The organism is Staphylococcus sp. LKG3-1 (genome assembly GCF_048568385.1).
Classification (GTDB): domain Bacteria; phylum Bacillota; class Bacilli; order Staphylococcales; family Staphylococcaceae; genus Staphylococcus; species Staphylococcus saprophyticus.
Genome location: NZ_CP183796.1, coordinates 572,005 through 598,609 on the forward strand (window position 1 = coordinate 572,005; position 26,605 = coordinate 598,609).

Consider the following 26,605-nt stretch of genomic DNA (forward strand, 5'->3'; position numbering starts at 1 on the left):
ACGCATCCATCATATATGGATGCGTACGCTTTATATTTAGAAGTTTATGATCTCGGCTGCGCATAGCAGAATTGTGGTATGTCTCGAAGTCTAGAGAATCTTATTTATACTATTTTTCTAGCTGTATGCATTCGTTACAAAATTAGTGAAAAATGTGTGTTCATATTCAAAAATAAGACACCTCATTTTAAAATGACTATAACATAGTTTTAAAATAGAGTGCCTTATGCCTTAAATTATCTACAAATCGAGCAATATGAACAAAGTAACTATAATTTTCGGTTTTTGCTTCTAATTTGATAAGAAGCATTCATTTTTATAAGTTCAGATTTTAAAGTTTTCATTTGACTGTAGCCCATAAAATGATATTTTCTAGCAATCATATAATGATAACGTTCTTCAAAATTCATTGGCACTACAGGGTATGCATCTAAATCTGAAAAATTTATAGTTTGGATATGATTAATCTGTTTAAAATATTGTTCGATTAAAGCAAAATAGTCATCTAATTTTAATTTAGCTTCTGATGATTTCAATTGCTTTGATTTCGCATATTGATCAATTTGAGCTTCTAATTCAGTAAAGTCTTCTTTTGTAATCATAAAATTACGCCTCTTTCAAATTGGCTTTATAGCGTTTTTGACCTTCTCTACAATCATTAAATAACGGACAAACATCACACTTTGGACTTCTAGCAAGACAGTGATAACGACCAAAGAATATAAGTTGGTGATGTGTTTTATTCCAGCGCTCTCTTGGTACAACGTGGCATAACTTATCTTCAACTTGTCTCACGTTATCTTTCCATCTACAAATGCCTAAACGTTTAGATATTCTTTCAACGTGTGTATCAACTGCTAAAGATGGTTCGCCAAAAGCAACACTCATAACTACATTAGCGGTTTTTCTACCTACGCCAGCCAAACTTTCTAATTCAGCATGCGTATGTGGAATTTCACCATCAAATTGATCCAACAAAGAACGACATAATTTTTGAATATTTTTCGCTTTGTTTCTATATAGACCAATGGTACGCAAATCATTTTCTAATTCAGAAATATCTACATTTAAGTAATCTTCAGGTGTTTTGTATTTTTGAAATAAATCTTTTGTTAATTTATTAACAGAAACATCCGTCGTTTGAGCTGATAATAACACAGCAATCGTTAATTCGAAAGGATTGTCATGTTTGAGCTCACATTCAGCATTTGGAAACATATTTGCTATGACATCAACCATTTCTAATGCTTTTTTATTACTTATCATTTGGATTCTCCCCGTTCAGCCAGTCGAATTTAGGCACTTTTTTAATTGTATGCTTCATTTTAGGTTGATTGAATTGGCGACTAATTTTTTTAGAATCTTCAATTGTTTTTACATTATTTTTTTTCCAATTTAATAAAATACGATCGATATATTTAAAACTTAACTTATTCTGGCTCGTCGCTTCATCTAGAGCAGCTTGAATGACACTTAATTCATGTTTATCAATATCTAACCATTGGTTTAACGTTTCGATTTCAAACGGAGATAACGGTCTACCAAAGGCTTGTTCAATTTGTTGAAATAAAACATTAAATTCAACTTCCGTATTCTCTTCTTCTACTTTAATATTTACTTGTTCCATTATCTCACTTAATTTCACATAGAATTGGTTGAGGTTCATATATTCAGTAAATTTACCTTCTTCATCTTTCTCAACCTTTAATTCAAGTAAATCATGTTGTATTAAACTTTGGATGATAGTTGTGACTTCTCTAGAGCCGAATGTCGTCCCTTGCTGCAAGGATTCAATAGAAGGTTGTTTGTTTGAAGATTCAGAGGCATGTAATAGCTTAATTAATATAACCAATTCAGCTTCATTTATCCCAAGTTGGTTATAATGATCTAACAGTTCACGTCTAATAATGACGGGCCGTATTTTAAGTTGTTCACTATTCAAAGATAGATACCTCCTGTTCTATATTCATGTTATAAAAACGTCCAGCCATTGATAACTAGACTGGACGTTTTTGACACATATTCTAAAATAAATTATGGGTATAAACGGTTTAATAAGCGTGGGAATGGTGCTGTTTCACGAACGTGTTCAACGCCTGATAACCAAGCTACAGTTCTTTCTAAACCTAAGCCAAAGCCACTATGTGGCACACTACCATAACGACGTAAATCTAAATAATAACTATAACTTTCAGCATCTAATTCGAATTGACTTAGTCGTTCTTTAAGTAATTCAAGATCATTAATACGTTCAGAACCACCTATAATTTCACCATAACCTTCTGGTGCAATTAAGTCTGCACATAAAACAGTGTCCTCATTTTCTGGATTAGGCTGCATATAGAATGGTTTGATTTTAGTTGGATAATTCGTGATGAACACCGGTAAATCATAGTGATTAGCGATCGCTGTTTCGTGTGGTGCACCGAAATCTTCACCCCACTCTATATCATCAAAACCTTGTTCTTTTAAGAAAATAACAGCATCAGCGTAAGTTATACGTGGGAATGGTGTTGTTACTTTTTCTAATTTAGATGTATCTCTGTCTAGCGCTTTTAGTTCTAATTTGCAATGATTCAATACTGATTTAACAACATGAGTGACATATTGTTCTTGTACTTCTAAACTTTGTGCGTGTTCACAAAATGCCATTTCTGGTTCTATCATCCAGAATTCAATTAAGTGACGACGTGTTTTAGATTTTTCTGCACGGAATGTAGGACCAAATGAGAATACTCTTCCGTGTGCCATTGCAGCGGCTTCCATATATAGTTGGCCACTTTGAGATAAGAAAGCATCTTGGTCAAAGTATTTTGTATGGAATAATTCACTTGTACCTTCTGGTGCACTTGCTGTTAAGATAGGCGGATCAATTTTTGTAAATCCGTTATCATTAAAGAATTCGTATGTGGCACGAATAATTTCATTTCTGATTTTCATAACCGCATGTTGTTTTTTTGAACGTAACCATAGATGACGATGATCCATTAAAAATTCTGTACCATGATTTTTAGGCGTAATTGGATAATCATGTGCTTCAGATATTACTTCTATTGATTTAACTTGCATTTCGTAACCGATATCAGAACGATTATCTTCGCTAATTACACCTGTCACATATAATGATGACTCTTGTGTAATTTCTTTTGCTTTTTGGAATATCTCTTCATCTACTTCAGCTTTAGCAACAACACCCTGGATAAATCCTGTGCCATCTCTTAATTGTAAGAAAGCAATCTTACCACTTGAACGTTTATTCGTTAACCAAGCACCGATTGTAACTTCTTGGCCAATATACTGTTTTGCTTCTTTTATCGTTGTATTCATAACCAGTCTCCTATAATAGTGTATTCTACTTTTTTTATCCTTATATATTTTAACAAAATCCATATATAAGTTCTAGTTGCTTGTGCTATGTTTATGGTTTCTTAGCGTTTTCTTTTTTTAATTTTTTAAGGAGTATAGAAAATTGCTTAATATCCCCTTTTTTCTGACGATATTGTTCTAATGATTGTTCAAAAAACTGTTTGTAATTACTACGAATTAAACGGTCATCAAAAGATACGATAATGCCTTTATCATTTTCACTACGAATTAATCTACCTAGCCCTTGTCTAAAGCGTGTCACAGCATCAGGTAACACATATTCTTTGAATGTAGAAGTAAACTCAGACTCCATCAACCAATATTTAGTATTATTTTGGTTCATAAACGGTAATTTAGCAATCATGACACATTTAATGCCATTTGACTGAAAATCGAAGCCTTCAAAAAATGTACCTGTACCTAACAATATGGCTTTATTAAAACTATTAAATTGTTGGACAATCTTATAGTTTTGGTTCTGTTGTTGTGTTAATACAACATAATCTTCAAATTCAGGCAATTCATTTATTAATTCTTGAACCATATGCATCATTTTATAACTCGTAAATAGGATCAGACATTTGGATTCTACAACAGATACGTATTCAATTACATAATTAACAATGGAACTTACATAATCGTTAATATTCTTATAATTATAAGATGATACATCATTTGGTATAAAGACAGTCGTTTGATTCGGTGATGTTACGGTCGTATCAATTTCATATGTGTTAAATTCAATATCTTTATTAAACCATTGTTTAAAGTTCTCAAAGGAATGATTGAATGTTAGTGTCCCTGAAATAAATGTTAGTGATTTGAATTTATCGAGCACTTGCTTCGTGAGGATTTCTTTAACATCGTAATCTTTAACATTAAGTCTTATAGTAGATTTCTGATTTAAATTTTTGATAGATAAATAACATGTGTGTTTATTTTTAAGACTTTGTTCAATATCTTTAAAACGATCATTAATATATAGAAATTGCTTTCTCACTGATTTAATTGATTTATGGCTCATACCATTAAAGAATTCTAACGTCATGTTTAATTTGTGAATAATGGCATGTAAGTCGTTTAATATAGGTGTGACATCAAAGTGATATACGAAATGAAGTTTATGGACTTCATCATCTTGTATTTCAGAAGATTGAATAATATCATACATCGTTGTAAACAATTGTTCATTCAAATCATGTATCTCATTCACAGTCGTTTTTAAGCCAAAAACATCTATAGGTGGTATGTCTAATTTTTCGAGAATACGTTGCTGTTCAAGTAGATCTATAGATTTTAGTAACTTTTCATTTTCAGTCTTACCAATCAACCCTAACTGATATTTAATATCTGCGTAACTCAATTCATTAGTTACTTGATTTAAAGCATAATCTGGCAGCCTATGTGCTTCATCTATAATACAATCATCAAATAATTGATAAATGGAGTTATCGTGAGCTGCGTGAATTAAGTGGGCATGGTTTGTGATACCAATTTGAATGTTTTGTGCATTGCGCTTAATAAAATTAAAATAATGTATATCATTACGGACTGGAACATAGGTTTCGAGTTTTTGTTCGAAATACATTTTTTGTCCGCCTTTTAAATCTAATTCCTGAATATCACCCGTGTCTGTTTCCGTAATCCAAATCAGTAATTGCATCTTCAAAATGCAAACTTCATAATTACTAGATTCTTCTTTAAGTATTTGACTTATTAACCCTAAAGCGATGTAGTCACGTTTGCTTTTGATTAGCGTCGCATTTATTTTGAAATCTAATGCTTTTTTAATCGCAGGAATATCCTTTTCTAATAATTGGTTTTGTAATAATTTTGTATTTGTAGAAATCATGACATGTTTGCCAGTTTCGATATTATACATCAGTGAGGCAAGTAGATAAGCAAATGACTTACCGCTTCCTAAAGGGGCTTCAATCATTGCTTTTTCACTATGCATGAGTTGTTCCAATATAATTTCAGATAAATATAATTGTTGAGGGCGATATGTTAACCCCAGTTCTTTAGTCACTAAAGTGTATAGTGCTTTTAAGTTACCACCGAATTGTACGGTTGGTGCTTTAAAATCTATTTGTTTTTTATATATGATTTGTTCGAATTGATCAAATCGATCACTAAGCGTTTGTTCATCATAATTTCGCACCATTTCAAATATAATATCATGTAAATCGTATTTTAGATTTTTACTTAGGTAATAAAGTTGCTTAAGTGTATCTAATGGTAAAGATTCAAATTTTTCGAATGCAATAATCATCAGTTGTGCCGTTGTGGCAGCGTCTTCATCAGCTCTATGGGCATTGTTTAAGATAATCCCATGTACTTCAGCTAGTTCGCTTAATTGATAGCTTTTATCCGTTGGGAAAGCAACTTTGAATAATTCTAACGTATCCATGACTTTCTTTGGACGATAATTGATATGGCATTGTTTAAATGATTTCTTGATAAAATTTAAATCAAACGCCACATTATGCGCTACAAATATACAACCATCTATTTGTTTGTATATATCTTCTGCAATTTCATGAAAATACGGTGCTTGATTTAACATATCTTCTTCAATTGAAGTTAAAGCTTGAATAAAAGGAGGAATTTCTAAATCTGTTTTAATCATGGAGTGATACGTTCCAATAATTTTATTTTCACGCACAAATGTTATGCCTATTTGAATAATTTCATCATAATCTAATTGGTTGCCTGTAGTTTCTAAATCTACGACAGCATAGCAAGGTTTTGCCATTCTACTTCCTCCTTTCATTATTTGAGTTATAATTCAATATCAGCGCTCATCAATTGGTGTTGTTGTTTATTCTCATCTAAAACAATTAAAAATCCATTATCATCTATATCAATGGCTTCACCTTTAAATTGAACATTATTTTCAGTGAATCTTAACTGTTTGTGCCATATATTTGAAGTAGCTATGTATTCATCACGAATAGATGAAAATGGTTCTTTAATAAATTGTTTATATCGATACTCGATTTGTGAAATAAGCACTTCTAAAAAATCATAACGATTCACTTTATCTTTCTTGTGTATTCTAATACTGGTTGCTTTTTGAGCTAATTCACCAGTAAAATCGCTTGGTTCTTGATTCATATTAATGCCAATACCACATATAACAGCTTCAATACCGTCACTATTAGCAACCATTTCGGTTAAAAAGCCACAGACTTTTTGATTATTGATATAAATATCATTAGGCCACTTTACAGAAACATCACTTTTACTAAATTGTTGAATAGCATCTCTTATACCAAGCGCCATAAATAAATTAAACTTAGTTATCATATCGAAAGGTACATCTGGTCGTAAAACAATTGACATCCAAAGCCCTTTTCCTTTGGCTGAAGCCCACGGTCTATTGAAACGGCCTTTTCCTTTCGTTTGTTCATCACTTAGGATTAAAAACGTATCTGTATTGCCTACTAATTTTTGTTTCGCTAATAATTGTGTGGACTCTACTTGATCGAATACGTCAACATGTTCAAATAAATGTTGAGATTGAATGGTTGGCATAACGATACCTTTGTACCATTTATCTGGTAATTGAATTAAGTGATGTCCTTTATGATTAATGGATTCTATCTGACACCCTTCTTCTTTTAATTGATCAATGACTTTCTTTACAGCTGTTCTTGATATAGAAAGTTGCTCAGCAATAAATTGGCCAGAAATGTATTCAGATTCATATTGGTATAACATATAGACAACTGCTTTACTATATTTAGACACGTGTTTTCACCCACTTTTTAAGTTCAGGTTTGAAATTGACTACTTCACCTGATATTATAGCGTATTCGACTTCACGTAAGGTTTCTTTGAGCCATGGTCCGCTTTTTTTATTCGCTATTTCTAATATATCTTTCCCATTGATATCCATTTCACTTCTTGACAGCATCGGTAATTGTTTTGCAACTTCAGTAACTGTTTGGTCGTTAACTATTAATGGTGATATAGATGTAATACGATTTCGTTTTAATTCATCTAAATAGCTTAATACTTCTAGTATATCTTTTTTTCCATAGTCATAAACAAATAATTTTAATTGTGATTTTGTTTGTACTTCATCTATTTGATCGATAAGTTGAACTAATGTTTTAATACGTTTTTTTTCATTGTTGCTCACTTTTAAATCAGCAATATTCGCATCTATTTCACGCTGTTGAGATATTAAAAACGCTACAAACGTCGTAAAAGGCATGGCATTACGTAATGTGAATTTGGTGATGTCGTAGTGTTTGAAAAATGGAATATATTTAAAAGCCATAAAATGCTTTAAATTATTAAAACTTTTCGATACAAAGTCACCATTTGTTAGTTTCTTTAATTCAACAACAATGCGTTCAATTGCCAAATATTTAATATCTGCAATGTGGTTGAACATCGCGGTAAAAGTAGCTTCTTCTAAGTGAAAGCCAAATTGTGATTGAAAACGTAAGCCTCTGATAATTCTTAATGCATCTTCATCAAAGCGTTCATCAGGATTACCAACAGTTCTAATGAGTTGATGTTTAATATCCTGCTGTCCTTCAAAGTAATCAAAGATTTGATAATTAATATCCATCGCAATTGCATTCATTGTAAAATCTCTGCGCTGTACATCATCATATAAGTTTCTAACAAAAAAGACCTCATTAGGTCTACGGTGATCATCATAATCACCCTCAGAACGAAAAGTTGTAACCTCATACTGCTCGCCTTTGTATATCACATTAATTGTGCCATGTTCTCTCCCAATAGGTATGGTCTTATCAAATACTGTTTCAATTTCATCCGGCGTTGCACTCGTTGTAATATCGATATCATGAATGGGTCTATTCATAAGATAGTCACGCACAGAGCCACCAACAAAATAGGCTTGAAAATGATGAGCTTGTAATTTTTCTAGAATTGGTTTGGCTGTTTCAAATAAAGAATTAGTCATTGTTACCCTCTAACATTTTTTTGTAATAATACTCATATTGATCTGCAATTAAATCAGATGAAAATCTGTTTGCAACATCTTCTAGCATTCGCGTTTGCATTTCGTGATATAGTTCAGGATTAGTTAGTAACTGAATCGAATACGCACTTGCAGCTTCATCGTCTCCAACATTAACGATATATCCAGTATCTTCATGTTTAATTACTTCTTTAATACCACCTGCAGTTGAACCAATTGGAACCACACCAGATTTCATAGCTTCAAGCAATGTTAATCCAAAGCTTTCTTTTTCACTCAATAATAGAACTAAGTCTGAAATTTGATAGAATTGACTCACCCAATTTTGCTTACCTAAAAACAACACTGCATCTTCTAAATTAAGTTGACGTGCTTTTTCTTTCATATCCATAAGTTCAGGGCCATCGCCAAGTAAGATTAATTTAGAAGGGATAGCTTTATGCACTCTTGCAAATGTATCAATAATCGTATCGATACGTTTCACTGATCTAAAATTGGACACATGAATCAGTACTTTTTCATCAGGATGGATACCGTAACAAGCTTTTAGTTGTTCATCCTCTGAAGTTGGTGTATTGAGTTTGGTAGGAAATTCTTTTTCTCTTACAAAATTATATATAGGGACAATCTCTTTATCAGTTTCGATGATATCATAAGTTTGTTGTGCAAGTGATTGACTTACACTCGTCACCACATCGCTGCCCTCAATACCGAATTTAATTGCATTTTTTAAAGAATGGTCATAACCGAGCACTGTAATATCAGTACCGTGTAAGGTCGTCATTATTTTTATATCTTTTTGTGACATATGTTTTGCTAATATACCACACACAGCATGAGGCACAGCATAATGCATATGTAGCACATCTAAGTCATATTCATTGATGACTTCAGCGATTTTTGTACTCAGTGTTATATCATAGGGTGGATATTGAAAAACAGCATATTGGTTTACTTCAACTTGATGGAACGTCATATTTGGTAAAGGCTTTCTTATTCTAAACGGTATATTAGATGTAATAAAGTGAATATCATGACCACGCTCAGCGAGTTTGATACCTAATTCTGTAGCTATAATGCCTGAACCACCCATAGATGGATAACAAGTGATGCCTATTTTCATAAGGCGGTACATCCTTTCTCATTCATGTAAAATTATTTTCGTTCGAAACGATTTTTGTCACGTGTATTAAATTTCTCCATCGTCTCATCAAAGCTTTCAGTTAAATCGATATCTAAAGAATTGGCAATACACATTAAGACAAATAAGTTATCTCCTAATTCTGCTTTAATTGTATTATCATCTTCTGAAGCTTTTTTCTTTTTCTCACCATATACATGATTGATTTCTCTTGAAAGTTCCCCGACTTCTTCAGTTAAGCGCGCTAGGTTCGCTAATGGAGAAAAATATCCTGTTTTAAACTGTCCAATATAGTCATCTACTTCGGTTTGCATTTCTTTCATAGATTTCATAATATATGCCTCTCATTTCTAACGGTTTCTTTTATAGTATAGACTAATTTTATGTTTCATGCATTATTCCTGCAACAGTTAAGGCTTATGCTTGATTGTGAAAAAATATATTTAGAAAGCAGTAGGATACTTGTGTATCTAGATGAGGAAAAATGTACTATACATAAGCAACTCAATAATTGTATTACAACGGTCGTATTTTGATTATGAGAAAATTTAAGAATTAGCACATAAAAAAACCCAAACATCAAAGATGTTTGGGAATCAATTATATTAATCACTTGATCTAGCAATTAGAATAAATCTTGCAAGTTCTGCTAAAGCAACTGCAGTTGATGCAACATAAGTCATTGCAGCAGCTGTAAGTACTTTTTTAGCATGACGATATTCTTTTTCATTTACGATATCTAAACTTTGAATTTGTTTCATTGCTCTACTACTAGCATTGAATTCAACTGGTAATGTGACAATTGAGAACAATACTGCAAATGACATAAATGCTATACCAATCCATAGTGCTGTAGAACCTAAAGTACTTTGTAAGCTTGTTAAAATAATACCTGCAAATACAGCTAAATAGCCGATTGAACTACCAATATTAGCAAGCGGTACTAAAGAAGTTCTGAATCTCAAGAAGAAATAGCCCTGCGCATGTTGAATTGCATGACCAACTTCGTGTGCAGCAATAGCAGTACCAGCGACTGAAGGTCTGCTAAAGTTAGCTGGAGATAGTACAAGTACTTTCTTACGTGGATCGTAATGGTCCGTTAAGAAACCTTGTCCTTCTACAACATCAACATCGTAAATGCCATTAGCATGAAGTATTTCTAAAGCTACTTCTTGACCCGTCTTTCCGCTTGTAGATCTGACTTGTGAATATTTTTCATAATTAGATTTAACTTTGTGCTGCGCCCAAAGAGGCAGTACCATTAATATAACAAAGTATATAATCATATAGATAAAAGACAAAAACCTCACTCCTTTATAAACATTTTACTGTGTCCTTCATTAGTGGTCAAATATTTTATCTTTTTCAAATCGAGTTAAATTTAAATATAGAATTAACGGAATAATACTCAACCAGAAAGCGAGATAAGCAACACCTTCAATATGACTCGCGATAAAATCATAATAGGGATACTGCATAAAAACGTAATCGATAATATCGTTATGAAATACCCAGATCATAGCAATAATAAATGCAGAAATAGATATTTTAAACCTTGGATAAAAGACGAATGCTTCAACTGCCATTACGCCATGCGATAGTATAAGCATGCAACCCGTAATCGTTACTGCATCGTATTGTATAAACATGATGATATTCATAATGACTGCCCAAACACCGTATTTAATAAGCGATACAAAGGCCAAAGCCTCAAAAATGGGTATTTGTTTACCGAATATATAGGCCAGAATGATAATACATAGAAACAGTGATGCAGTCGGACTATCAGGTACAAAGGCCTTAAATTGTATATCAGTAACACTAAGTTGACTACCGTACCATATATAACCATATGCCGTTCCTAGTAAATTACAAATAAGTAAGAAGTAAAGCACACCCTTATGATATATCATTGCATGCCATAACGTTTTTATATTCATAGCGTCAGTCCCTCGTTGATGTATTTACATTTCTTAATTTAAACGTATTAAGGATTTGTGATAATTGATAAAACAACGCTTTATCATGTAATTGTAAACTTAAATCAATATTATCTTGTAAATGAGAAATAATAGAAGTCTCACTTTGCTTCGATAAAGGAATGCTGTATATATCTTGCATATATACAGCATAATAAGGTGAATTGAGTAATTGTGTTAACAATAAATTATCTAATTTATAATCTCTTTTTTGCGTGTCGCTAAAATATACTTTTATATCAAAAGACAAAGCATCATTTGCTATAAATTCAAAGATTTCATTGCTATTGATTAATTGTTGATTGTCTAGTGTAAATCTTATTGCAGGCTCTACCGTATTTTCTGTAGCTATTTCTAGTGTGTTATGATTTGGAATACGTGCATCTACAAAGTGTATTTGTTGCAATAAATTCGGTGATGACTTGATTAAATTCAATACCCATACACTAATTCTAGATTTAAACTGATAATGAAATAGAAGGTATTCAATAAAAGCTACTTTAGATTGTTGTAGGGTATAAGTCATTCGAACCCACCTTTCCTAATTTAGAAAGATTGTAATCTTTCAGCTTCGTCGTGCCAAGTTTCATTACTAGGCTCTAATTCTAATAATTGGTCTAAAATCATTTTGGCTTGTTTAATTTGGCCAATTTCAATCAAATAATAATAGTAATCACTTAAAAATGCTGATTGTGTTTGTAACGTCGTATACGCTAATTCGAAAAAGTGTTGCGCTTCTTTATCTCGTTCTTCTTGGCCAAGTGCATAGGCAAGATGCCACATAAAGACAGGATCCAAGTCTTCTTCGTCAACATATTGTAGTAATCCTATGAGTGATTCGTAATCTTCTTCTTGTCTATATAAATCACTTAATATTAGTAAAGGTTCTTGGTATGCATTATCTACTTCTAATGCTTGAATAAGCAATTGGACACCTTCATTTGCATCGCCATGCTCTATTTGAATTGTTCCTGTAGAGACCATCAATTCTTTATAAAATTGTGTTAAGCGTAAACCTTCTTTACCAATTTCAATTGCATCTGCATGGTTGTGTTCATTTTCATATAATTGTTGTAAATAAAAATAAGCTTGTAAGAAATCAGGATCTTTAGATAATAAAGTCTGTACTAAATTAATTGCCTCTTGCGTAAGATCATTTTTTTCATAAGCAATTGCTTTTTTAAAATAGTCTTCAGAGTCCATCTCGTCTTCACTAATTTCATCAAACATTTTGATAGCATCGCTATAATTCCCACTTTGCAAACTACAGTCAGCTAGACGTGAAAATAAATTCACGCCATTCACTTCATATTCGCCTGTTTCAAGGACAGTTTCGTATTCAGACGTAGCTCTTAAATACTGTCCGTCAAAGTATAATAATTCTGCTAATGCATAATGAATAATTGGATCATTTGGTTCAATGTCAATTGCTTCATCAAGTTTACTAATTGCAACTTCAAGCATATTTAATTGTTGATATAAATCAGCTTCTAACATTAATCTTTCAGTGGATATTTCCACTTCACTTAAATACTCTAAGGCTTCATCAGTATGGTTCTCAGACATTAACCCTTCGATGAAATAGATTAATAGTTCACTTTCATCAGGATATTTGTGGTAAAGCGTACGGAACACTTCTAAGCCCTGAGGCATTAAACCATAATTATATAACGTTTCACCAAGAATAAATAATGCATCGTCTTTAGGGGAACTTAATGCATCATTTACCCGTGTATCTAGGTTATCTAATTTTTGTAAGTTGATATCGTCTATGAGTTTGTAGATATCTTCCATACTATTATCCCTCTTTTTCTAATTGTTTTAACTTTGGTAAGAAACCTGGGAAAGAAACATTGACAGCATCAAATTGCTCGATTGGTAGTGCTTCATTTGATAACAATGACGCGATGGCTAACATCATTCCAATACGATGATCAGTGAAACTGTTAACTGTCGCCGTTTGTTCAAATGCAGATGGGTGGATGATTAAACCATCATTCGTTGGTTGCAATGTAAACCCTAACAAATTAAGCATATTTGCGGTCGTATCAATGCGGTTTGTTTCTTTAACTTTAAGTTCTTCCGCTTCTTTTACAATACTTGTACCATTCGCTTGCGTACAAAGTAAGGCTACAATTGGAATCTCATCAATCGCTCTAGGTACAAGGTCACCATCAATATGAATAGGTTTCATATTAGGTGAATATTGCACGCGAATTGATGCTGTTGGTTCTGGATTATCTGTTTGATTAAATAATGTGATATTCCCTTCCATTTGTGTCACGATTTCTATGATACCTGAACGTGTAGGGTTAATGCCAACATTGTGAATTGTAATATCACTGCCCGGCGTAATCAAGCCAGCAACAATAAAGTATGCTGCGGACGATATGTCACCTGGTACGTGAAAATCAGCAGGTTTAATATGTTCGATACCAAGACTTGGCATTTCAATAATGTCATTATTTACAGCAATAGGTATATTGAAATGTTCAAACATCGTTTCTGTATGATTTCGTGTTGTATCAAATTCTTTAATTTTCGTTGGTTCATTAGCAAAAAGACTTGCAAAAAGAATTGCACTTTTAACTTGTGCGCTGGCTACTTCCATTTCATAAGTAATACCGCTGATAGAAGCAGGTTTAATAATCAGTGGCGTATAATTATCATTAATTCCAGTAATATTTGCATTCATGTATCTTAATGGTTTCATAATTCTATCCATTGGGCGTTTACCAATAGATTCGTCCCCAGATAAGACTGTTTCTATGCCGAGTCCGCATAATAATCCGGCGACTAAACGCGTCGTTGTACCAGAATTCCCAGTATATAACACTTGGTGTGGTGTTTTGAAATACTTATAGCCAGGTGAATCAATTTCGATTTTATCTTCATTGACTTCAATTTGAACGCCTAGAAGTTTAAATATTTCGACTGTACGAAGACAATCTTCACCTAGAAGCGGCTTATAAATGGTTGATTTTCCAGTTGCAAGCGAACCTAACATAATCGCTCTATGTGTCATTGATTTATCGCCAGGTACTTCGATTTCCCCAACAAGTGGTCCGTTAATTTCTACTAATTTACTATTTGACAATTTTTAGGCACCTACTTTTCAAAATGTGTTGTGAATATTTCAAAAGCTTGTGAAAGTGTGGCTTTATCTACGTGTTTGACTTGAGGATCCCCAATAGCATTTAAAAGCACCATTTGCACACCTTGTTGATCATTTTTTTTATCTTTTAACATTAATCCATACAATGAATTAAATTCAAATGATTGAATGACTTCTAACGGATAGTTTAGTGATTTTAAATACTGAATATAATGTGAAATATCATAATGTGTATTTAATATGATATTAGAAACTATAAATTGATAAATTATACCTATCATGACGGCGTGACCATGTGGGATTTTAAATTGATATTCAACAGCATGTCCAAAAGTATGCCCCAAATTTAGATATTTACGTACATTAGATTCTTTTTCATCTTGAACAATAATATTTAGCTTTGTTTCTATACCTTTATATAGAAAATATTCAATATCCTTTAACGAAGCAAGTGCTTGTTCATTTGGATACTGTGCTTCAATATTATTTACAGACGTTATATCGTTTAGTAAGGCATGTTTATAAACTTCTGCATAACCACTTAATATCTCAGTGTAAGGTAATGTTTCTAAAAAATTCAGGTCATAAATAACAGCTTTAGGTCTATAAAAAGCGCCTATTAGATTTTTACCATGTTTAGAATTAATCCCTACCTTGCCACCCACACTTGAATCATGTGCCAAAATAGTTGTTGGAACTTGAATGAAATCAACACCTCTTAATAAAGTCGCAGCAAGAAAACCTGTGAAATCACCAGTAGCACCACCACCGATCGCAATGAGACATGTATCACGCGTTAATTGTTTAGCTAATAATGATTCGATGGTTTTTTCATAAAATGATAAGGTTTTTGTCGTTTCTCCTGAAGGAATGATCAATTTATGTGCATTATTTTCAGAAGTGATAAAATCTAACAACTCGTGCCAATCATGGTTTACATGTTCATCGACCACAAGTACGACATCTTCATAGTCTTTGATAAACTGATGTAAATGGTCTATTGCTTGGTGTTCTACAATGATAGGATAATTATTAGATTTATAAGTTGTTTCTAGTTTCATGTAATCACCTCAATAATCTGTGAATTTTTTAGTTACATTTTAGTATTCTATATTTAATAAACGACGTTCTTTGATTTGTGATTGAAGCTGTTCAATATGATTACATTGAAATTCTTCGAGCAATGCTTTTGCTAATTCAAATGCGACTACGTTTTCAACAACAACACTGGCTGCAGGTACAGCACAACTATCAGAACGCTCAATAGATGCTTTAAATGATTCTTTAGTATTAATATCTACTGAATTTAATGGTTTGTATAGTGTCGGAATAGGTTTCATTACACCATTAACAACGATTGGCATTCCATTAGACATGCCGCCTTCAAAGCCGCCTAAATGGTTTGAGCCTCTATAATACCCATTTGTTGTATCGTATAATATCTCATCTTGAATTTCACTTCCAGGTTTTTCAGCTGCTTTAAACCCTTCACCAAAACTAACGCCTTTAAACGCATTGATGCTTACAACACCCTGTGCAATTCGACCGTCTAGTTTACGATCATAATGTACATAGCTACCAATTCCAATCGGTACACCTTCAATGATTGTTTGTACAACGCCACCGATTGTATCACCAGCTTTTTTAGCAGCATCGATTTTATCTCGCATCGTTTGCGCGATTTCATCATTAACGACACGCACATCATTTTTATCGATATTTGATTTGATTGTATCTAAGTCATATTCTAAATCATCTTTAACTCCACCAATTTCTACTACTCTACTATAAAAGTTAATATCTAATTGTTTCAAAAGTATTTTTGAAACGGCGCCTACAGCAACACGTGCTGCTGTTTCACGTGCAGATGAGCGTTCTAATACATTTCTTAAATCTCTGTGATTGTATTTCATCCCACCGATTAAATCTGCATGACCAGGACGAGGTTTAGTGATAACACGTTTCATATTATCTTGATCTTCCTCGCTAATTGGGTCTGCGCCCATTATTTTTTTCCAATGTGTGAAGTCATCATTTGTAACAATCAGTGTAATTGGGCTTCCAAGTGTATAACCATTTCTCACACCTGAAACAATCTCAACAGCATCTTTTTCAATTTGCATACGGCGACCACGACCATATCCACCTTGTCTTTTAAACATTTCTTCATTTATATCAGCTACATTAATTTCTAAATTAGCTGGCACACCTTCAATAATCACCGTTAGTTGAGGTCCATGTGACTCACCAGAAGTTAAATATCTCATACTTTACCCACTCCGTTCTTTAGTACTTTAAATTAATATATGTTCTATATCTTATCATATTCAATAGTTCAAATTAATAGGAAAATTAATAATTGCTGAATATTCATAAAAATGACTTCTAATATTATTATTTTACAAGTGTAACACTTGAGTTATTTAAATTATATTAAATCCTGTACTTGATTACTATAGTCATGTAAAACGAGTGGAAAATTTGTTTTGTACATATAAAAAACTGATTAGATACAATGATCTAATCAGTTTAATTATTGGTATTTACAATTTTTAATGATTATTCGTATAACCAAGATTCTCTAGACTCTGAGTACTCACTTAATTCATCAGCCTTAAACCAAAGATTAATCTCTTTATTTGCTGACTCAACTGAATCTGAGCCATGTATAATATTTCTTCCTACTGTTAAACCAAGGTCTCCTCTAATTGTACCTGGCGTAGCTTCTGATGGGTTTGTTTTACCTATAATATGACGAGCTACATGTACTGCATCTTCTCCTTCAACAACCATCGCAAATACTGGTGCAGATGTTATAAAACTAATTAAATGTTTATAGAACGGTTTGTCAGTATGTTCAGCATAATGCTCTTCAGCTAGTGATTGTGGTACAGTCATAAATTTACCACCAACTAATTTGAGACCTTTCCTTTCAATGCGAGAAATAATTTCCCCTATCAAATTTCTTTGTACTGCATCTGGTTTAATCATTAAAAATGTTCTTTCCATTGTGTGTGCTTCCCCCTGTTTGTTATGTATCAGTGTACGATTAATAAATTAATGTACACAAATATGTATTAAAAATAAAAATATGTTTTGAATCACATTCATATATTAACAGGTTATTAGAGCGCTTTCAATATTTTTCACATAAGTTACACATTTCTTTTACCAACTTTTTTAATTAACTTTTTAAATAATGATTTTGAATCTTCGTTATCTAATTCATCAATTAAATGTAAAGCCTTATTAAGATATTTGTCGCTTACAGCTTGAGATTGCGCAATGACATCAGAGTTTCTAATTTGATCAATTAGTTTAACGAATGTTTCATGATCCGTTTCTGAATTTAATTGCTGGATTTGTTGTTTAAATGTTTCATTTTTTCTCATTTCGAAAAGCACAGGCAAAGTTAAATGACCATTCATCAAGTCACTTCCAACTGGTTTGCCTAGTTTTTTCTCAGTACTAGTAAAATCTAATATATCATCTACAATTTGGAAACTCATACCTATATAGTGGCCAATCATTTTTAGATTATGTACAGTTTTTGCGTCAGCTCCAGAGGTGATTGCACCTACTTCTGTAGACAATTGAATGAGCAATGCTGTTTTACGATTAATTCGACGTAAGTAGTTTGTTATTGTCTGATGTCCATTGAATTGATCCTGAAACTGATATAGTTCTCCCATGCATACTTCTACAATGGCGCGAGAAATAACAGCGTGTACACGATTAGCTTCAATATTCGATATATGTTCAAGTCCACGAGCGAGTAAGAAATTACCAGTGAGTATGGCTGTGTTTTGATCCCATTTTTTTGAAATCGTCAAACTGCCTCTACGTTTGTCGCTTTTATCTATAACATCATCATGGACTAAAGTAGCCATGTGAATTAATTCAAGCGTAACTGCGACACGATAAACATCTTCATTCATTTCTTTGCCGAATTGGCTACTTAAAATTACAAAAGCTGGTCTAACGCGTTTACCACCAGAAGAAAATAAATGATGTGAAGCAGCCTCGAGTACTTTATCGTGACTTTTAATTGACTGTTCTAATCGTTTTTCTATTTTTTTTATTTCACTATTTATATTTAACTTTGACACGCTAATCACCTTTGGTTGATTCATTTTTATTTATAGCCAAGGTGCATTGCTGCAACGCCACCTGTAAAGCTACGGACTTTAACATTACTAAAACCTGCTTGATTAAATAGTCTTTTCAGTTTTTCTTTATCTGGAAAATCAAATGTTGATTGTTGTAACCATTCATATTCATCTTTAGATTTTGCAAAAATTTTACCAAAAATTGGCATCACAAATTTAAAATAAAGTTTGTAACATTGTTTAAATACTGGCGTTGTAGGTTGACTTGTTTCAAGACAAACAATCATACCACCTGGTTTAAGTACACGATTTAATTCTTTCAATGTTGCTAAATAATCAGGCACATTTCTTAAACCAAAACCGATTGTTACATAATCAAATTCGTTATCTTCAAATGGCAAATTCATTGCATCACCATGAACAAGTTGAATATTATGCATATCTTTGGTCTTGCGTTTTCCAACTTCTAACATGTTTTCACTGAAATCTACACCGATGACCTCTCCAGTGTGACCTACAGCTTTACTTAAAGAGATTGTCCAATCTGCTGTTCCACAACAAACATCTAATGCTTTAGATCCAGACTTCACATTCATTTCTTTCATTACGCGCTTTCTCCATGTTTTATGTTGCTCGAAACTTATGATGTTATTCAGCCGATCGTATTTACCAGAAATATTTTGGAAAACATCATGTACTTGTTCTTTTTTTGCTTTATTATCTGCCATATTAATTACCTCTTTTTGGATGAATTTCAGTTTTTAGTTGGTCTAAAAATGATTCTAGCGTTTCTTTAGAATAATTACTTAAATATGAAGGGTGATTTTCACTTAAATTTGCTATTAATTTATCATTGATAAAAGAAGTATCAGCATTTGGAATAAATCGTTTTATTGTAATTAGTGGAAATGTATTTTCTATTTTTAATATATATGCTCCAATAGCGTTAATATCTATTGCTTCGTGGTGAATAGAAGATTTCATTTCATTTACTTCTACAATGGCTGTACTAATTTCTTTTTGATAAGTTGGATCATTTAAATTTGCTAATAATGTATAAAAATGTGCACTTAACAAGTCACCTATTAAAATAGATTTTTTAGACGATAAAGTTGTAGAAACTTCGTCTAAGTGACGCATTGCTGTATCTATTGTGAGGCAAGCTAATTTAGCTTCTTGTGGTATATCATAAGAATCAAGAATTTGTGCCAACGTTTTATTTATATAGATTGATTCATAATGATTTACACCGCGAAGTCGCTGTGTAATTTGTGTTTCTAATATGTTTAATGTCGTTTCCATGTTCACACCTCACGTTATTATCCATATACATATTAACATTATATAGAGAAAAATAAAATCAACGAAAACCATAGTTAACAATAATCGTGCATTATATATAAAAAAAGCGTAAGAACTACTTATATCATTTTGCTAAAAAAGTTTCGTCTTCTCAATTTGGAAAGAATGGCTAGTGCTTGAAATGACTGATTTAAAGCTGTTTTAATTCAATCACCAGTTGTTCACATTATAATTCAGACTAAAACGAATGTACTTGTCTTAGTCTGAACTGTGATTTATTTCATCGTATGTATTAATTTTAGTTTCATTGTATCTTAAATCATTGTGAATATATAGTTTGTAGTTAACACAAATGATATCATAAAGTTTTTGTTTATATTGATAAGTATTTAATTAAAAGCTTAATAAAAAAAGAAAAAGCCCCTTAAAAAGGTTAAAAGCTTAATAAAAAAAGAAAAAGCCCCTTAAAAAGGGCTTCACTTTTAGTAAAGAATTATTTTACTGCGTCTTTTAAAGCTTTACCAGCTTTGAATGCTGGAACTTTGCTTGCAGGGATATCAATTTCTTTACCAGTTTGAGGGTTACGGCCTTTACGAGCAGCGCGTTCGCGTACTTCAAAGTTACCGAATCCAATTAATTGTACTTTTTCACCTTTAGAAAGTGATGATTGAATTGATTCGAATACTGCATCTACAGCTAAACCAGCTTCTTTTTTAGTTAAATCAGCTTGCTCTGCTACAGCATTGATTAAATCTGTCTTGTTCATTATGAATTCACCTCCCCTAGGGTTTATAATGATACTTAATATCATTATGGTATGACTTTAACACAACGATTACTGCTACTGCAATGATTTATGTGCAAAAAACGTTGAAATAATAGGATTTTGATAGCAAATTGTTATATATTTTATAAAAAGTGTAATTATACTCTTTTATTCTGCTTTCTTTCCTCGTCCCATCAAATCTTTAACGCTTTCATCTACGGGTCTATTTTCGAATAATACTTTGTATAGAGCGGTTGTTATTGGCATATCAACATTGACTTCTTTTGATAAATGGTAAACTGATTTTGTTGTATATACACCTTCCACAACCATATTCATTTCATTTAAAGCAGTATCAAGTGATTTTCCTTCACCTAATTTATAGCCTAATGTATAGTTTCTGGAATGTGTTGAAGTACATGTCACAATTAAATCGCCAATACCACCTAAACCAAGAAAAGTAATAGGATCTGCACCTAATTTTTCGCCTAAACGACTAATTTCAGCCAAACCTCTAGTCATCAATGCCGCTTTAGCATTATCTCCGAAGCCCATTCCTGAAATTACACCGCTTGCAACAGCGATGATATTTTTTAGAGCGCCTCCGAGTTCAACACCTACGAGATCTTCATTTGTGTAAACACGTAAATAATCATTCATAAATAAATCTTGTGTTAGTTGCCGTACAGATTCTGATTTTGAAGAAGCTGCTACTGTTGTAGGTTGTTTAATGACTACCTCTTCGGCATGACTTGGTCCTGATAGTACGCCAATTCCTGCATTATGTTTAGGTGAAATAGAATCTTCTAACATTTCAGATACGCGTTTATAAGTATCATTTTCAATACCTTTAGCAACGTGTATAAACGTTTTCTTACTAGATAATAACGAATCAATTGTTTGAGCTACTTCTCTCATCGCTTTGGTAGGTAGTGCCATTAAATAAATATCAGCAAAAGCAACAGCGGTTTCAATATCAAGTGTTGCTTCAATAGTTTTATTTAACTCAGCGGTTTTTAAATATTTACTATTAATGTGTTGTTCATTAATTTCTTTTATAGTGGTTTCGTTTTTCCCCCACATCAATACTTGATGTCCATTTTCGGCTAAGACATTTGCTAATGCTGTACCGAAACTTCCAGTACCAAAAACGGTAACTTTAGACATGCTATCCCCTCCGATGATTAATTTCTTTTTCTTGCTATAATATGCACTGGTGTACCTTCAAATCCAAATGCAGCCCTGATTTGATTCTCTAAATAACGTTTATAAGAAAAATGCATCAATTCTACATCGTTGACAAAAACGATAAATGTTGGTGGTTCAATTGCAACTTGTGTAGCATAAAATACGTTTAAACGACGTCCTTTGTCTGTCGGTGTCGGGTTCATTGATATAGCATCAGTGACAACTTCATTAAGTGTAGAACTTTGAACACGCTTTTTATGATTCTCACTGGCTTCTTTAATATATGGGAATAACGTTCTAAGACGTTGTTTTTCTTTAGCTGAAACAAATGCTATTTCTGCATAGTCCAAGAATTGAAACTCTTTACGTACTTCATCCTTGAATTTTTTCATTGTATTTGTTTCCTTATCTACCGTGTCCCATTTATTAACTACGATAACGATGGCTTTTCCTTCTTCATGCGCATATCCTGCAACACGTTTGTCTTGTTCTATGATACCTTGTTCAGCATCTATGACAATAAGTATGACGTTCGATCTTTCTATTGCTTTTAGTGCACGTAAAACGGAGTATTTTTCAGTATTTTCATATACTTTACCCTTTTTACGCATGCCGGCAGTATCAATTAATACATAGTCTTGATCATCATAGCTATATTCAGTATCTACAGCATCACGTGTTGTGCCTGCTACGTTGGAAACAATGACGCGGTCTTCACCTAAGATAGCGTTCACTAAACTTGATTTACCTACATTTGGACGTCCTATAATTGATAATCTAATTGTATCATCATCATATGGATCAGGTTCTTCTTCTTTAAAATGTTTAACAACTGCATCTAATAAATCACCTAGACCAAGTCCATGTGAACCGGATATTGGGTATGGATCTCCAAAGCCAAGAGAATAAAAATCATAAATTTCATTTCTCATTTCTGGATTATCGACTTTATTAACGGCTAACACGACAGGTTTTTTTGATTTATATAACATTTGTGCAACCATTTCATCACTTTGAGTTAAGCCTTCTCTTACATTAACCATGAAAATGATAACATCAGCTTCATCAATTGCAACTTCTGCTTGAGCTCTTATTTGAGTTTGAAATGGTGCATCTCCAATTTCAATACCACCCGTGTCAATGATATTAAAATCGTGCGTTAACCATTCACCTGATGAATAAATTCTATCACGAGTCACTCCTGGCGTATCTTCTACAATCGATACACGCTCGCCTACGACTCTATTAAAAATTGTCGATTTACCAACGTTTGGCCTACCAACAATTGCTACTATAGGTTTAGTCATAACTAACTTCCTCTCTTTTTTAATCTCTATAATTCTATCATACGGGTTAGATAAATAAAAAGAAATATTAAAACAATATGACTGTTATAATTATTACATTGTAATTTTATGGCAAAAAAAGAAATCTTGCCCTAGTTATCATTAGGACAAGATTTAAAATTGGCATCATACTTTGTATTAAAACTTAAAGTCTTTTAATTTATCACCGAATACATCACCCAATGTTGGATTATCTTCGTCATCAGAACCATTATCTAAATAGGATTGTGTTGTTTCACTATCACTTTCGATAACATTTTCATTTGGTAACGTAGCTTTTATAGATAACGAAATACGCTCATTCTCTACATCTACACCAAGCACTTTAACACTTACGACTTGGCCAGGTTCTAACGCTTCACTTGGAGAACCAATATGTGAATGACTAATTTCAGAAATATGCACTAAACCTTGTACACCAGGTTTAATTTCTACAAATGCACCAAAGTTAGCTAATCTTACGACAGTGCCTTCGATTACATCGCCTTCGTTGAATTCACCTTTAATTGATTCAAATGGGCTAGGTAACGTATCTTTAATAGATAAAGAAATGCGTTCAGAATCTTTGTCTACAGATTTAATTTTCACATTTACCGTTTCACCAATTGAAACCACATCTTCAGGAGATTTTACATGTTCATGTGATAATTCAGAAACGTGAACAAGTCCATCAACGCCACCTATATCTACGAATGCACCAAAGTTTATAAGTCGAGCAACTTTACCTTCTATAACGTCACCTTCATTAAGTGATTCCAATAATTCATCTTTTTTCTCTGCATTTTCCAATGCCTCTACTGCTTTACGACTAAGAATGACACGATTATTTGCAGGGTCTAATTCTTCTACTTTTAATTTAAGAACTTGACCTTCAAAATCAGAGAAATCTTCAATGAAATCTGTAGAAATTAATGAAGCCGGAACAAATCCTCTTTGACCAACATCAACCACTAAACCACCTTTAACAACTTCAGTGACTTTAGCTTCAATTGTTTGGTTATTGTCTAGTTGTTCTTGTAAAAATTCATATGATTTTTCAGTTTCAAGTTGACGTTTCGAAAGGATGTAAGCACCCGTTTCATTCTCTTCGTCATATTCTACTTTAGTAACATATGCACCAATTTCATCACCAACTTTGACAGCATCACTAGGATTATCAATATGATGTGTTGAAAGTTGACTTATTGGGATAATACCGTTAAATTTTGCACCATTAACAGCAACAATTACTTGCTTTTCTTCAATTTCTTGAACTTCGCCTGTAACTTTATCCCCTTCTTTAATGTCATTAATCATTGATTCGTTAAACTCTTCAGTCATCTTGTCTGCCTCCTTATTACACTACATATTTATAACATCTTATAATCTGACAAAATTGTCAAGAAATTCCACTTTAATTAAGGAATTCAAATATTAATTGTTAAAATGCTGTAAAATAGGGTCATTTAGCTAACTAAATTTTAAATAAGTTTACCTATTTTTTACAATTTCACTTTATATGCAGCTCGTATTAGTATAAAAATTCATGTAAGTTTTATACCCGATAATTGTATTATATAACCTTTTTACACAATTTGGAAAGAAAGGGCTTTATATATCTAGCTATTATTTGAGATTAACTAATTTTATGAACAAGTGCTAATATTTCTTGTGTAACAATTTCTATGCTCTTTCCTGTTGTATCAACTGTAATCGCATCATCTGCTTTTTTCAAAGGTGATATGTCACGGTTCATATCATATTGATCTCGATCAGCAATTTCTTGCTTAAGTTGTTCAACATTGGAAACAATACCGCGTTCTTCATTATCTTTTTGTCTTCGAACTGCACGTTCTTCCACTGAAGCAATCATATATACTTTCAAATCTGCATCAGGTAATACAACGGTACCAATATCTCTTCCATCCATTACGATGCCTTTTTTAGCTGCTAATTCTTGTTGTTTGTTTACAGAAAATGTTCTAACCGCTTCTTTAGATGCAACATAAGAAACATGATTGGTTACATCGTTTTCTCTTAAATAGTCAGTGACATCTTGATTATCTAAAATAACTCTTTGACCTTTGTCTTTATCATAAGTTAAAGACAATTCAGTAGTTTCTATAAGTTGATCAAAATCTTCAGGTTTGTTTTGTTGTAAGTATTTGTAAGTTATTGCGCGGTACATTGCGCCTGTATCTACATAAATCATAGATAATTTAGCTGCTAATAATTTAGCGATGGTACTTTTTCCAGCCGCAGCAGGTCCATCTAGTGCGATATTTAATAATTTCATTTTTGTAACCCTTCCTTGTTGTTTTATGAATAATATTTTATCATAAATATGTATATTATAAATAGGAGGAATGCTAGCATGAAAAATGTTCTTGTTATACATACCGGTGGAACGATAAGCATGTCACAAGATGAAGCTAACAAAGTGGTGACAAATAAAGATAATCCTATATCTAATCATCAAGATGTGATTGCGCAATATGCAAATGTGACAGAAATAACACCGTTCAATGTACCTTCACCGCATATGAATATTGAATATGTGGAAAAGTTGAAAGAAATTATTGAGGAAGCAACTAAAAATGAATCTTATGATGGATTTGTTATTACTCATGGTACAGATACGCTAGAAGAAACAGCTTATTTACTGGATTTAACAACAGATATTTCAAAACCTATTACGATTACTGGTGCTATGCGTTCTTCAAATGAAATAGGTTCAGATGGTTTATATAATTTCATATCTGCGATTCGTGTTGCAACAAGTGACGAGTCTTCAGATATGGGTGTCATGGTAGTGTTTAATGATGAAATTCATACTGCGCGTAACGTTACGAAAACACATACATCAAATACAAATACTTTTCAAAGCCCTAATCATGGCCCACTAGGTGTTGTCACTAAAAATAGCGTTCAATTTCACCATAAACCATATGAGCATCTTATCTTAAATGAAATAGACCATACTTTAAATATTCCATTAGTTAAGGCATATATGGGAATGAATAGTGATGTGTTAACGTTTCATAGTGATAATAATGTTGATGGCATCATCATTGAAGCGCTTGGACAAGGTAATTTACCACCAACAAGTTTGGAAGGACTAGACAAATGTTTAGATAAAAACATACCTATAATTTTAGTATCTAGATCATTTAACGGTATTGTAGGACCAATTTATGCTTATGAAGGTGGCGGTGCAACCTTAGCAGATAAAGGTGTTATTTTCTCAAATGGTTTAAATGGTCCTAAAGCTAGGTTAAAACTTCTAGTTGGATTAAGTAATGATTTAACATTTAAACAATTAAAACGATACTTTGAATCACAACTTTAAAA

General features: G+C 32.6%; 26 protein-coding genes. 1 reads left to right on the forward strand and 25 read right to left on the reverse strand.

Features of this window, described 5'->3' with window-relative positions; translation table 11 throughout:
* Nucleotides 1–269: 269 nt before the first annotated feature.
* The 25 genes from ACM595_RS02725 to cmk form a co-directional block, all read right to left on the reverse strand.
* Nucleotides 270–602, reverse strand: a complete 333-nt coding sequence (locus tag ACM595_RS02725; RefSeq protein ID WP_002483268.1) for a YpoC family protein — start codon at nucleotides 600–602, stop codon at nucleotides 270–272.
* A gap of 4 nt (nucleotides 603–606) precedes the next feature.
* Nucleotides 607–1,266, reverse strand: a complete 660-nt coding sequence (gene nth, locus ACM595_RS02730; protein ID WP_011303081.1) for an endonuclease III — start codon at nucleotides 1,264–1,266, stop codon at nucleotides 607–609.
* The gene (locus ACM595_RS02735) at nucleotides 1,256–1,942 is read right to left on the reverse strand and encodes a DnaD domain-containing protein (protein WP_002483266.1); all 687 of its coding nucleotides are present in this window, start codon (nucleotides 1,940–1,942) and stop codon (nucleotides 1,256–1,258) included. Before ACM595_RS02735 ends, nth begins: the two co-directional genes overlap by 11 nt.
* Nucleotides 1,943–2,034: 92 nt before the next feature.
* Nucleotides 2,035–3,327 carry an asparagine--tRNA ligase gene (gene asnS / locus ACM595_RS02740; protein WP_002483265.1) on the reverse strand — a complete coding sequence of 431 codons (1,293 nt, stop codon included), beginning with the start codon at nucleotides 3,325–3,327 and terminating at the stop codon, nucleotides 2,035–2,037.
* A gap of 91 nt (nucleotides 3,328–3,418) precedes the next feature.
* On the reverse strand, nucleotides 3,419–6,121 hold the full coding sequence (locus tag ACM595_RS02745; protein WP_041080666.1) for a helicase C-terminal domain-containing protein: 2,703 nt from the start codon (nucleotides 6,119–6,121) through the stop codon (nucleotides 3,419–3,421).
* A gap of 26 nt (nucleotides 6,122–6,147) precedes the next feature.
* A complete protein-coding gene (locus tag ACM595_RS02750; RefSeq protein ID WP_037538417.1) occupies nucleotides 6,148–7,119 on the reverse strand; it encodes a biotin--[acetyl-CoA-carboxylase] ligase in 972 nt (323 codons plus the stop codon).
* Nucleotides 7,112–8,311 carry a CCA tRNA nucleotidyltransferase gene (locus tag ACM595_RS02755; RefSeq protein ID WP_002483262.1) on the reverse strand — a complete coding sequence of 400 codons (1,200 nt, stop codon included), beginning with the start codon at nucleotides 8,309–8,311 and terminating at the stop codon, nucleotides 7,112–7,114. The genes ACM595_RS02750 and ACM595_RS02755 overlap by 8 nt, the downstream gene beginning before the upstream one ends.
* Complete coding sequence (gene bshA / locus ACM595_RS02760) at nucleotides 8,304–9,452, reverse strand: N-acetyl-alpha-D-glucosaminyl L-malate synthase BshA (protein WP_069821997.1); 1,149 nt, start codon at nucleotides 9,450–9,452, stop codon at nucleotides 8,304–8,306. The genes ACM595_RS02755 and bshA overlap by 8 nt, the downstream gene beginning before the upstream one ends.
* Before the next feature lie 32 nt (nucleotides 9,453–9,484).
* Nucleotides 9,485–9,802, reverse strand: a complete 318-nt coding sequence (locus tag ACM595_RS02765) for a nucleotide pyrophosphohydrolase (protein WP_037538413.1) — start codon at nucleotides 9,800–9,802, stop codon at nucleotides 9,485–9,487.
* A 273-nt stretch (nucleotides 9,803–10,075) separates the two neighbouring features.
* On the reverse strand, nucleotides 10,076–10,771 hold the full coding sequence (locus ACM595_RS02770; RefSeq protein WP_011303074.1) for a zinc metallopeptidase: 696 nt from the start codon (nucleotides 10,769–10,771) through the stop codon (nucleotides 10,076–10,078).
* Nucleotides 10,772–10,810: 39 nt separating this feature from the next.
* The gene (locus ACM595_RS02775) at nucleotides 10,811–11,410 is read right to left on the reverse strand and encodes a DUF1405 domain-containing protein (RefSeq protein ID WP_041080663.1); all 600 of its coding nucleotides are present in this window, start codon (nucleotides 11,408–11,410) and stop codon (nucleotides 10,811–10,813) included.
* A gap of 4 nt (nucleotides 11,411–11,414) precedes the next feature.
* Nucleotides 11,415–11,975, reverse strand: coding sequence for a YpiB family protein (locus ACM595_RS02780; protein WP_419744429.1), 561 nt, complete (start codon nucleotides 11,973–11,975; stop codon nucleotides 11,415–11,417).
* 20 nt (nucleotides 11,976–11,995) lie between these two features.
* Nucleotides 11,996–13,243, reverse strand: coding sequence for a tetratricopeptide repeat protein (locus tag ACM595_RS02785; protein WP_002483256.1), 1,248 nt, complete (start codon nucleotides 13,241–13,243; stop codon nucleotides 11,996–11,998).
* A gap of 4 nt (nucleotides 13,244–13,247) precedes the next feature.
* A complete protein-coding gene (gene aroA / locus ACM595_RS02790; protein WP_002483255.1) occupies nucleotides 13,248–14,546 on the reverse strand; it encodes a 3-phosphoshikimate 1-carboxyvinyltransferase in 1,299 nt (432 codons plus the stop codon).
* Between the two features lie 11 nt (nucleotides 14,547–14,557).
* Nucleotides 14,558–15,625, reverse strand: a complete 1,068-nt coding sequence (gene aroB, locus ACM595_RS02795) for a 3-dehydroquinate synthase (protein ID WP_002483254.1) — start codon at nucleotides 15,623–15,625, stop codon at nucleotides 14,558–14,560.
* A gap of 39 nt (nucleotides 15,626–15,664) precedes the next feature.
* Entirely contained in the window at nucleotides 15,665–16,831 is a 1,167-nt protein-coding gene (aroC, locus tag ACM595_RS02800) for a chorismate synthase (protein ID WP_002483253.1), read from the reverse strand.
* Nucleotides 16,832–17,123: 292 nt separating this feature from the next.
* Complete coding sequence (gene ndk / locus ACM595_RS02805) at nucleotides 17,124–17,573, reverse strand: nucleoside-diphosphate kinase (protein ID WP_002483252.1); 450 nt, start codon at nucleotides 17,571–17,573, stop codon at nucleotides 17,124–17,126.
* A gap of 146 nt (nucleotides 17,574–17,719) precedes the next feature.
* Nucleotides 17,720–18,673, reverse strand: coding sequence for a polyprenyl synthetase family protein (locus ACM595_RS02810; protein ID WP_011303068.1), 954 nt, complete (start codon nucleotides 18,671–18,673; stop codon nucleotides 17,720–17,722).
* A 26-nt stretch (nucleotides 18,674–18,699) separates the two neighbouring features.
* Nucleotides 18,700–19,401: a demethylmenaquinone methyltransferase gene (locus tag ACM595_RS02815; RefSeq protein ID WP_002483250.1), complete on the reverse strand. Its 702-nt coding sequence runs from the start codon at nucleotides 19,399–19,401 to the stop codon at nucleotides 18,700–18,702.
* Nucleotide 19,402: 1 nt separating this feature from the next.
* On the reverse strand, nucleotides 19,403–19,975 hold the full coding sequence (locus tag ACM595_RS02820) for a hypothetical protein (RefSeq protein WP_002483249.1): 573 nt from the start codon (nucleotides 19,973–19,975) through the stop codon (nucleotides 19,403–19,405).
* Between the two features lie 493 nt (nucleotides 19,976–20,468).
* A complete protein-coding gene (locus ACM595_RS02825) occupies nucleotides 20,469–20,741 on the reverse strand; it encodes an HU family DNA-binding protein (RefSeq protein ID WP_002483248.1) in 273 nt (90 codons plus the stop codon).
* Nucleotides 20,742–20,909: 168 nt separating this feature from the next.
* Nucleotides 20,910–21,908 (reverse strand): NAD(P)H-dependent glycerol-3-phosphate dehydrogenase, encoded by a 999-nt coding sequence (locus ACM595_RS02830; protein ID WP_002483247.1) that lies wholly within the window; start codon nucleotides 21,906–21,908, stop codon nucleotides 20,910–20,912.
* 17 nt (nucleotides 21,909–21,925) lie between these two features.
* Nucleotides 21,926–23,236 (reverse strand): ribosome biogenesis GTPase Der, encoded by a 1,311-nt coding sequence (der, locus tag ACM595_RS02835; RefSeq protein ID WP_002483246.1) that lies wholly within the window; start codon nucleotides 23,234–23,236, stop codon nucleotides 21,926–21,928.
* 177 nt (nucleotides 23,237–23,413) lie between these two features.
* The gene (rpsA, locus tag ACM595_RS02840) at nucleotides 23,414–24,595 is read right to left on the reverse strand and encodes a 30S ribosomal protein S1 (protein WP_419744430.1); all 1,182 of its coding nucleotides are present in this window, start codon (nucleotides 24,593–24,595) and stop codon (nucleotides 23,414–23,416) included.
* 295 nt (nucleotides 24,596–24,890) lie between these two features.
* Nucleotides 24,891–25,550 carry a (d)CMP kinase gene (gene cmk, locus ACM595_RS02845; RefSeq protein WP_002483244.1) on the reverse strand — a complete coding sequence of 220 codons (660 nt, stop codon included), beginning with the start codon at nucleotides 25,548–25,550 and terminating at the stop codon, nucleotides 24,891–24,893.
* Nucleotides 25,551–25,628: 78 nt separating this feature from the next.
* On the opposite strand from cmk, the gene ACM595_RS02850 reads away from it, so the two are divergent.
* Nucleotides 25,629–26,603 carry an asparaginase gene (locus ACM595_RS02850; RefSeq protein ID WP_041080660.1) on the forward strand — a complete coding sequence of 325 codons (975 nt, stop codon included), beginning with the start codon at nucleotides 25,629–25,631 and terminating at the stop codon, nucleotides 26,601–26,603.
* Nucleotides 26,604–26,605 lie beyond the last annotated feature (2 nt).

Bases quoted from the DNA above. Each gene is read 5' to 3' on its own strand.
- ACM595_RS02745 (WP_041080666.1), bottom strand. From the start codon at position 6,121: ATGGCAAAACCTTGCTATGCTGTCGTAGATTTAGAAACTACAGGCAAC.
- ACM595_RS02765 (WP_037538413.1), bottom strand. From the start codon at position 9,802: ATGAAATCTATGAAAGAAATGCAAACCGAAGTAGATGACTATATTGGA.
- aroB (WP_002483254.1), bottom strand. From the start codon at position 15,625: ATGAAACTAGAAACAACTTATAAATCTAATAATTATCCTATCATTGTA.
- ACM595_RS02725 (WP_002483268.1), bottom strand. From the start codon at position 602: ATGATTACAAAAGAAGACTTTACTGAATTAGAAGCTCAAATTGATCAA.
- der (WP_002483246.1), bottom strand. From the start codon at position 23,236: ATGACTAAACCTATAGTAGCAATTGTTGGTAGGCCAAACGTTGGTAAA.
- ACM595_RS02825 (WP_002483248.1), bottom strand. From the start codon at position 20,741: ATGAACAAGACAGATTTAATCAATGCTGTAGCAGAGCAAGCTGATTTA.
- ACM595_RS02785 (WP_002483256.1), bottom strand. From the start codon at position 13,243: ATGGAAGATATCTACAAACTCATAGACGATATCAACTTACAAAAATTA.
- rpsA (WP_419744430.1), bottom strand. From the start codon at position 24,595: ATGACTGAAGAGTTTAACGAATCAATGATTAATGACATTAAAGAAGGG.
- cmk (WP_002483244.1), bottom strand. From the start codon at position 25,550: ATGAAATTATTAAATATCGCACTAGATGGACCTGCTGCGGCTGGAAAA.
- ACM595_RS02755 (WP_002483262.1), bottom strand. From the start codon at position 8,311: ATGACTAATTCTTTATTTGAAACAGCCAAACCAATTCTAGAAAAATTA.
- ACM595_RS02815 (WP_002483250.1), bottom strand. From the start codon at position 19,401: ATGGCAGATAATAAAGCAAAAAAAGAACAAGTACATGATGTTTTCCAA.
- ndk (WP_002483252.1), bottom strand. From the start codon at position 17,573: ATGGAAAGAACATTTTTAATGATTAAACCAGATGCAGTACAAAGAAAT.
- bshA (WP_069821997.1), bottom strand. From the start codon at position 9,452: ATGAAAATAGGCATCACTTGTTATCCATCTATGGGTGGTTCAGGCATT.
- ACM595_RS02850 (WP_041080660.1), top strand. From the start codon at position 25,629: ATGAAAAATGTTCTTGTTATACATACCGGTGGAACGATAAGCATGTCA.
- nth (WP_011303081.1), bottom strand. From the start codon at position 1,266: ATGATAAGTAATAAAAAAGCATTAGAAATGGTTGATGTCATAGCAAAT.
- ACM595_RS02820 (WP_002483249.1), bottom strand. From the start codon at position 19,975: ATGGAAACGACATTAAACATATTAGAAACACAAATTACACAGCGACTT.
- ACM595_RS02775 (WP_041080663.1), bottom strand. From the start codon at position 11,410: ATGAATATAAAAACGTTATGGCATGCAATGATATATCATAAGGGTGTG.
- asnS (WP_002483265.1), bottom strand. From the start codon at position 3,327: ATGAATACAACGATAAAAGAAGCAAAACAGTATATTGGCCAAGAAGTT.
- ACM595_RS02830 (WP_002483247.1), bottom strand. From the start codon at position 21,908: ATGTCTAAAGTTACCGTTTTTGGTACTGGAAGTTTCGGTACAGCATTA.
- ACM595_RS02780 (WP_419744429.1), bottom strand. From the start codon at position 11,975: ATGACTTATACCCTACAACAATCTAAAGTAGCTTTTATTGAATACCTT.
- aroC (WP_002483253.1), bottom strand. From the start codon at position 16,831: ATGAGATATTTAACTTCTGGTGAGTCACATGGACCTCAACTAACGGTG.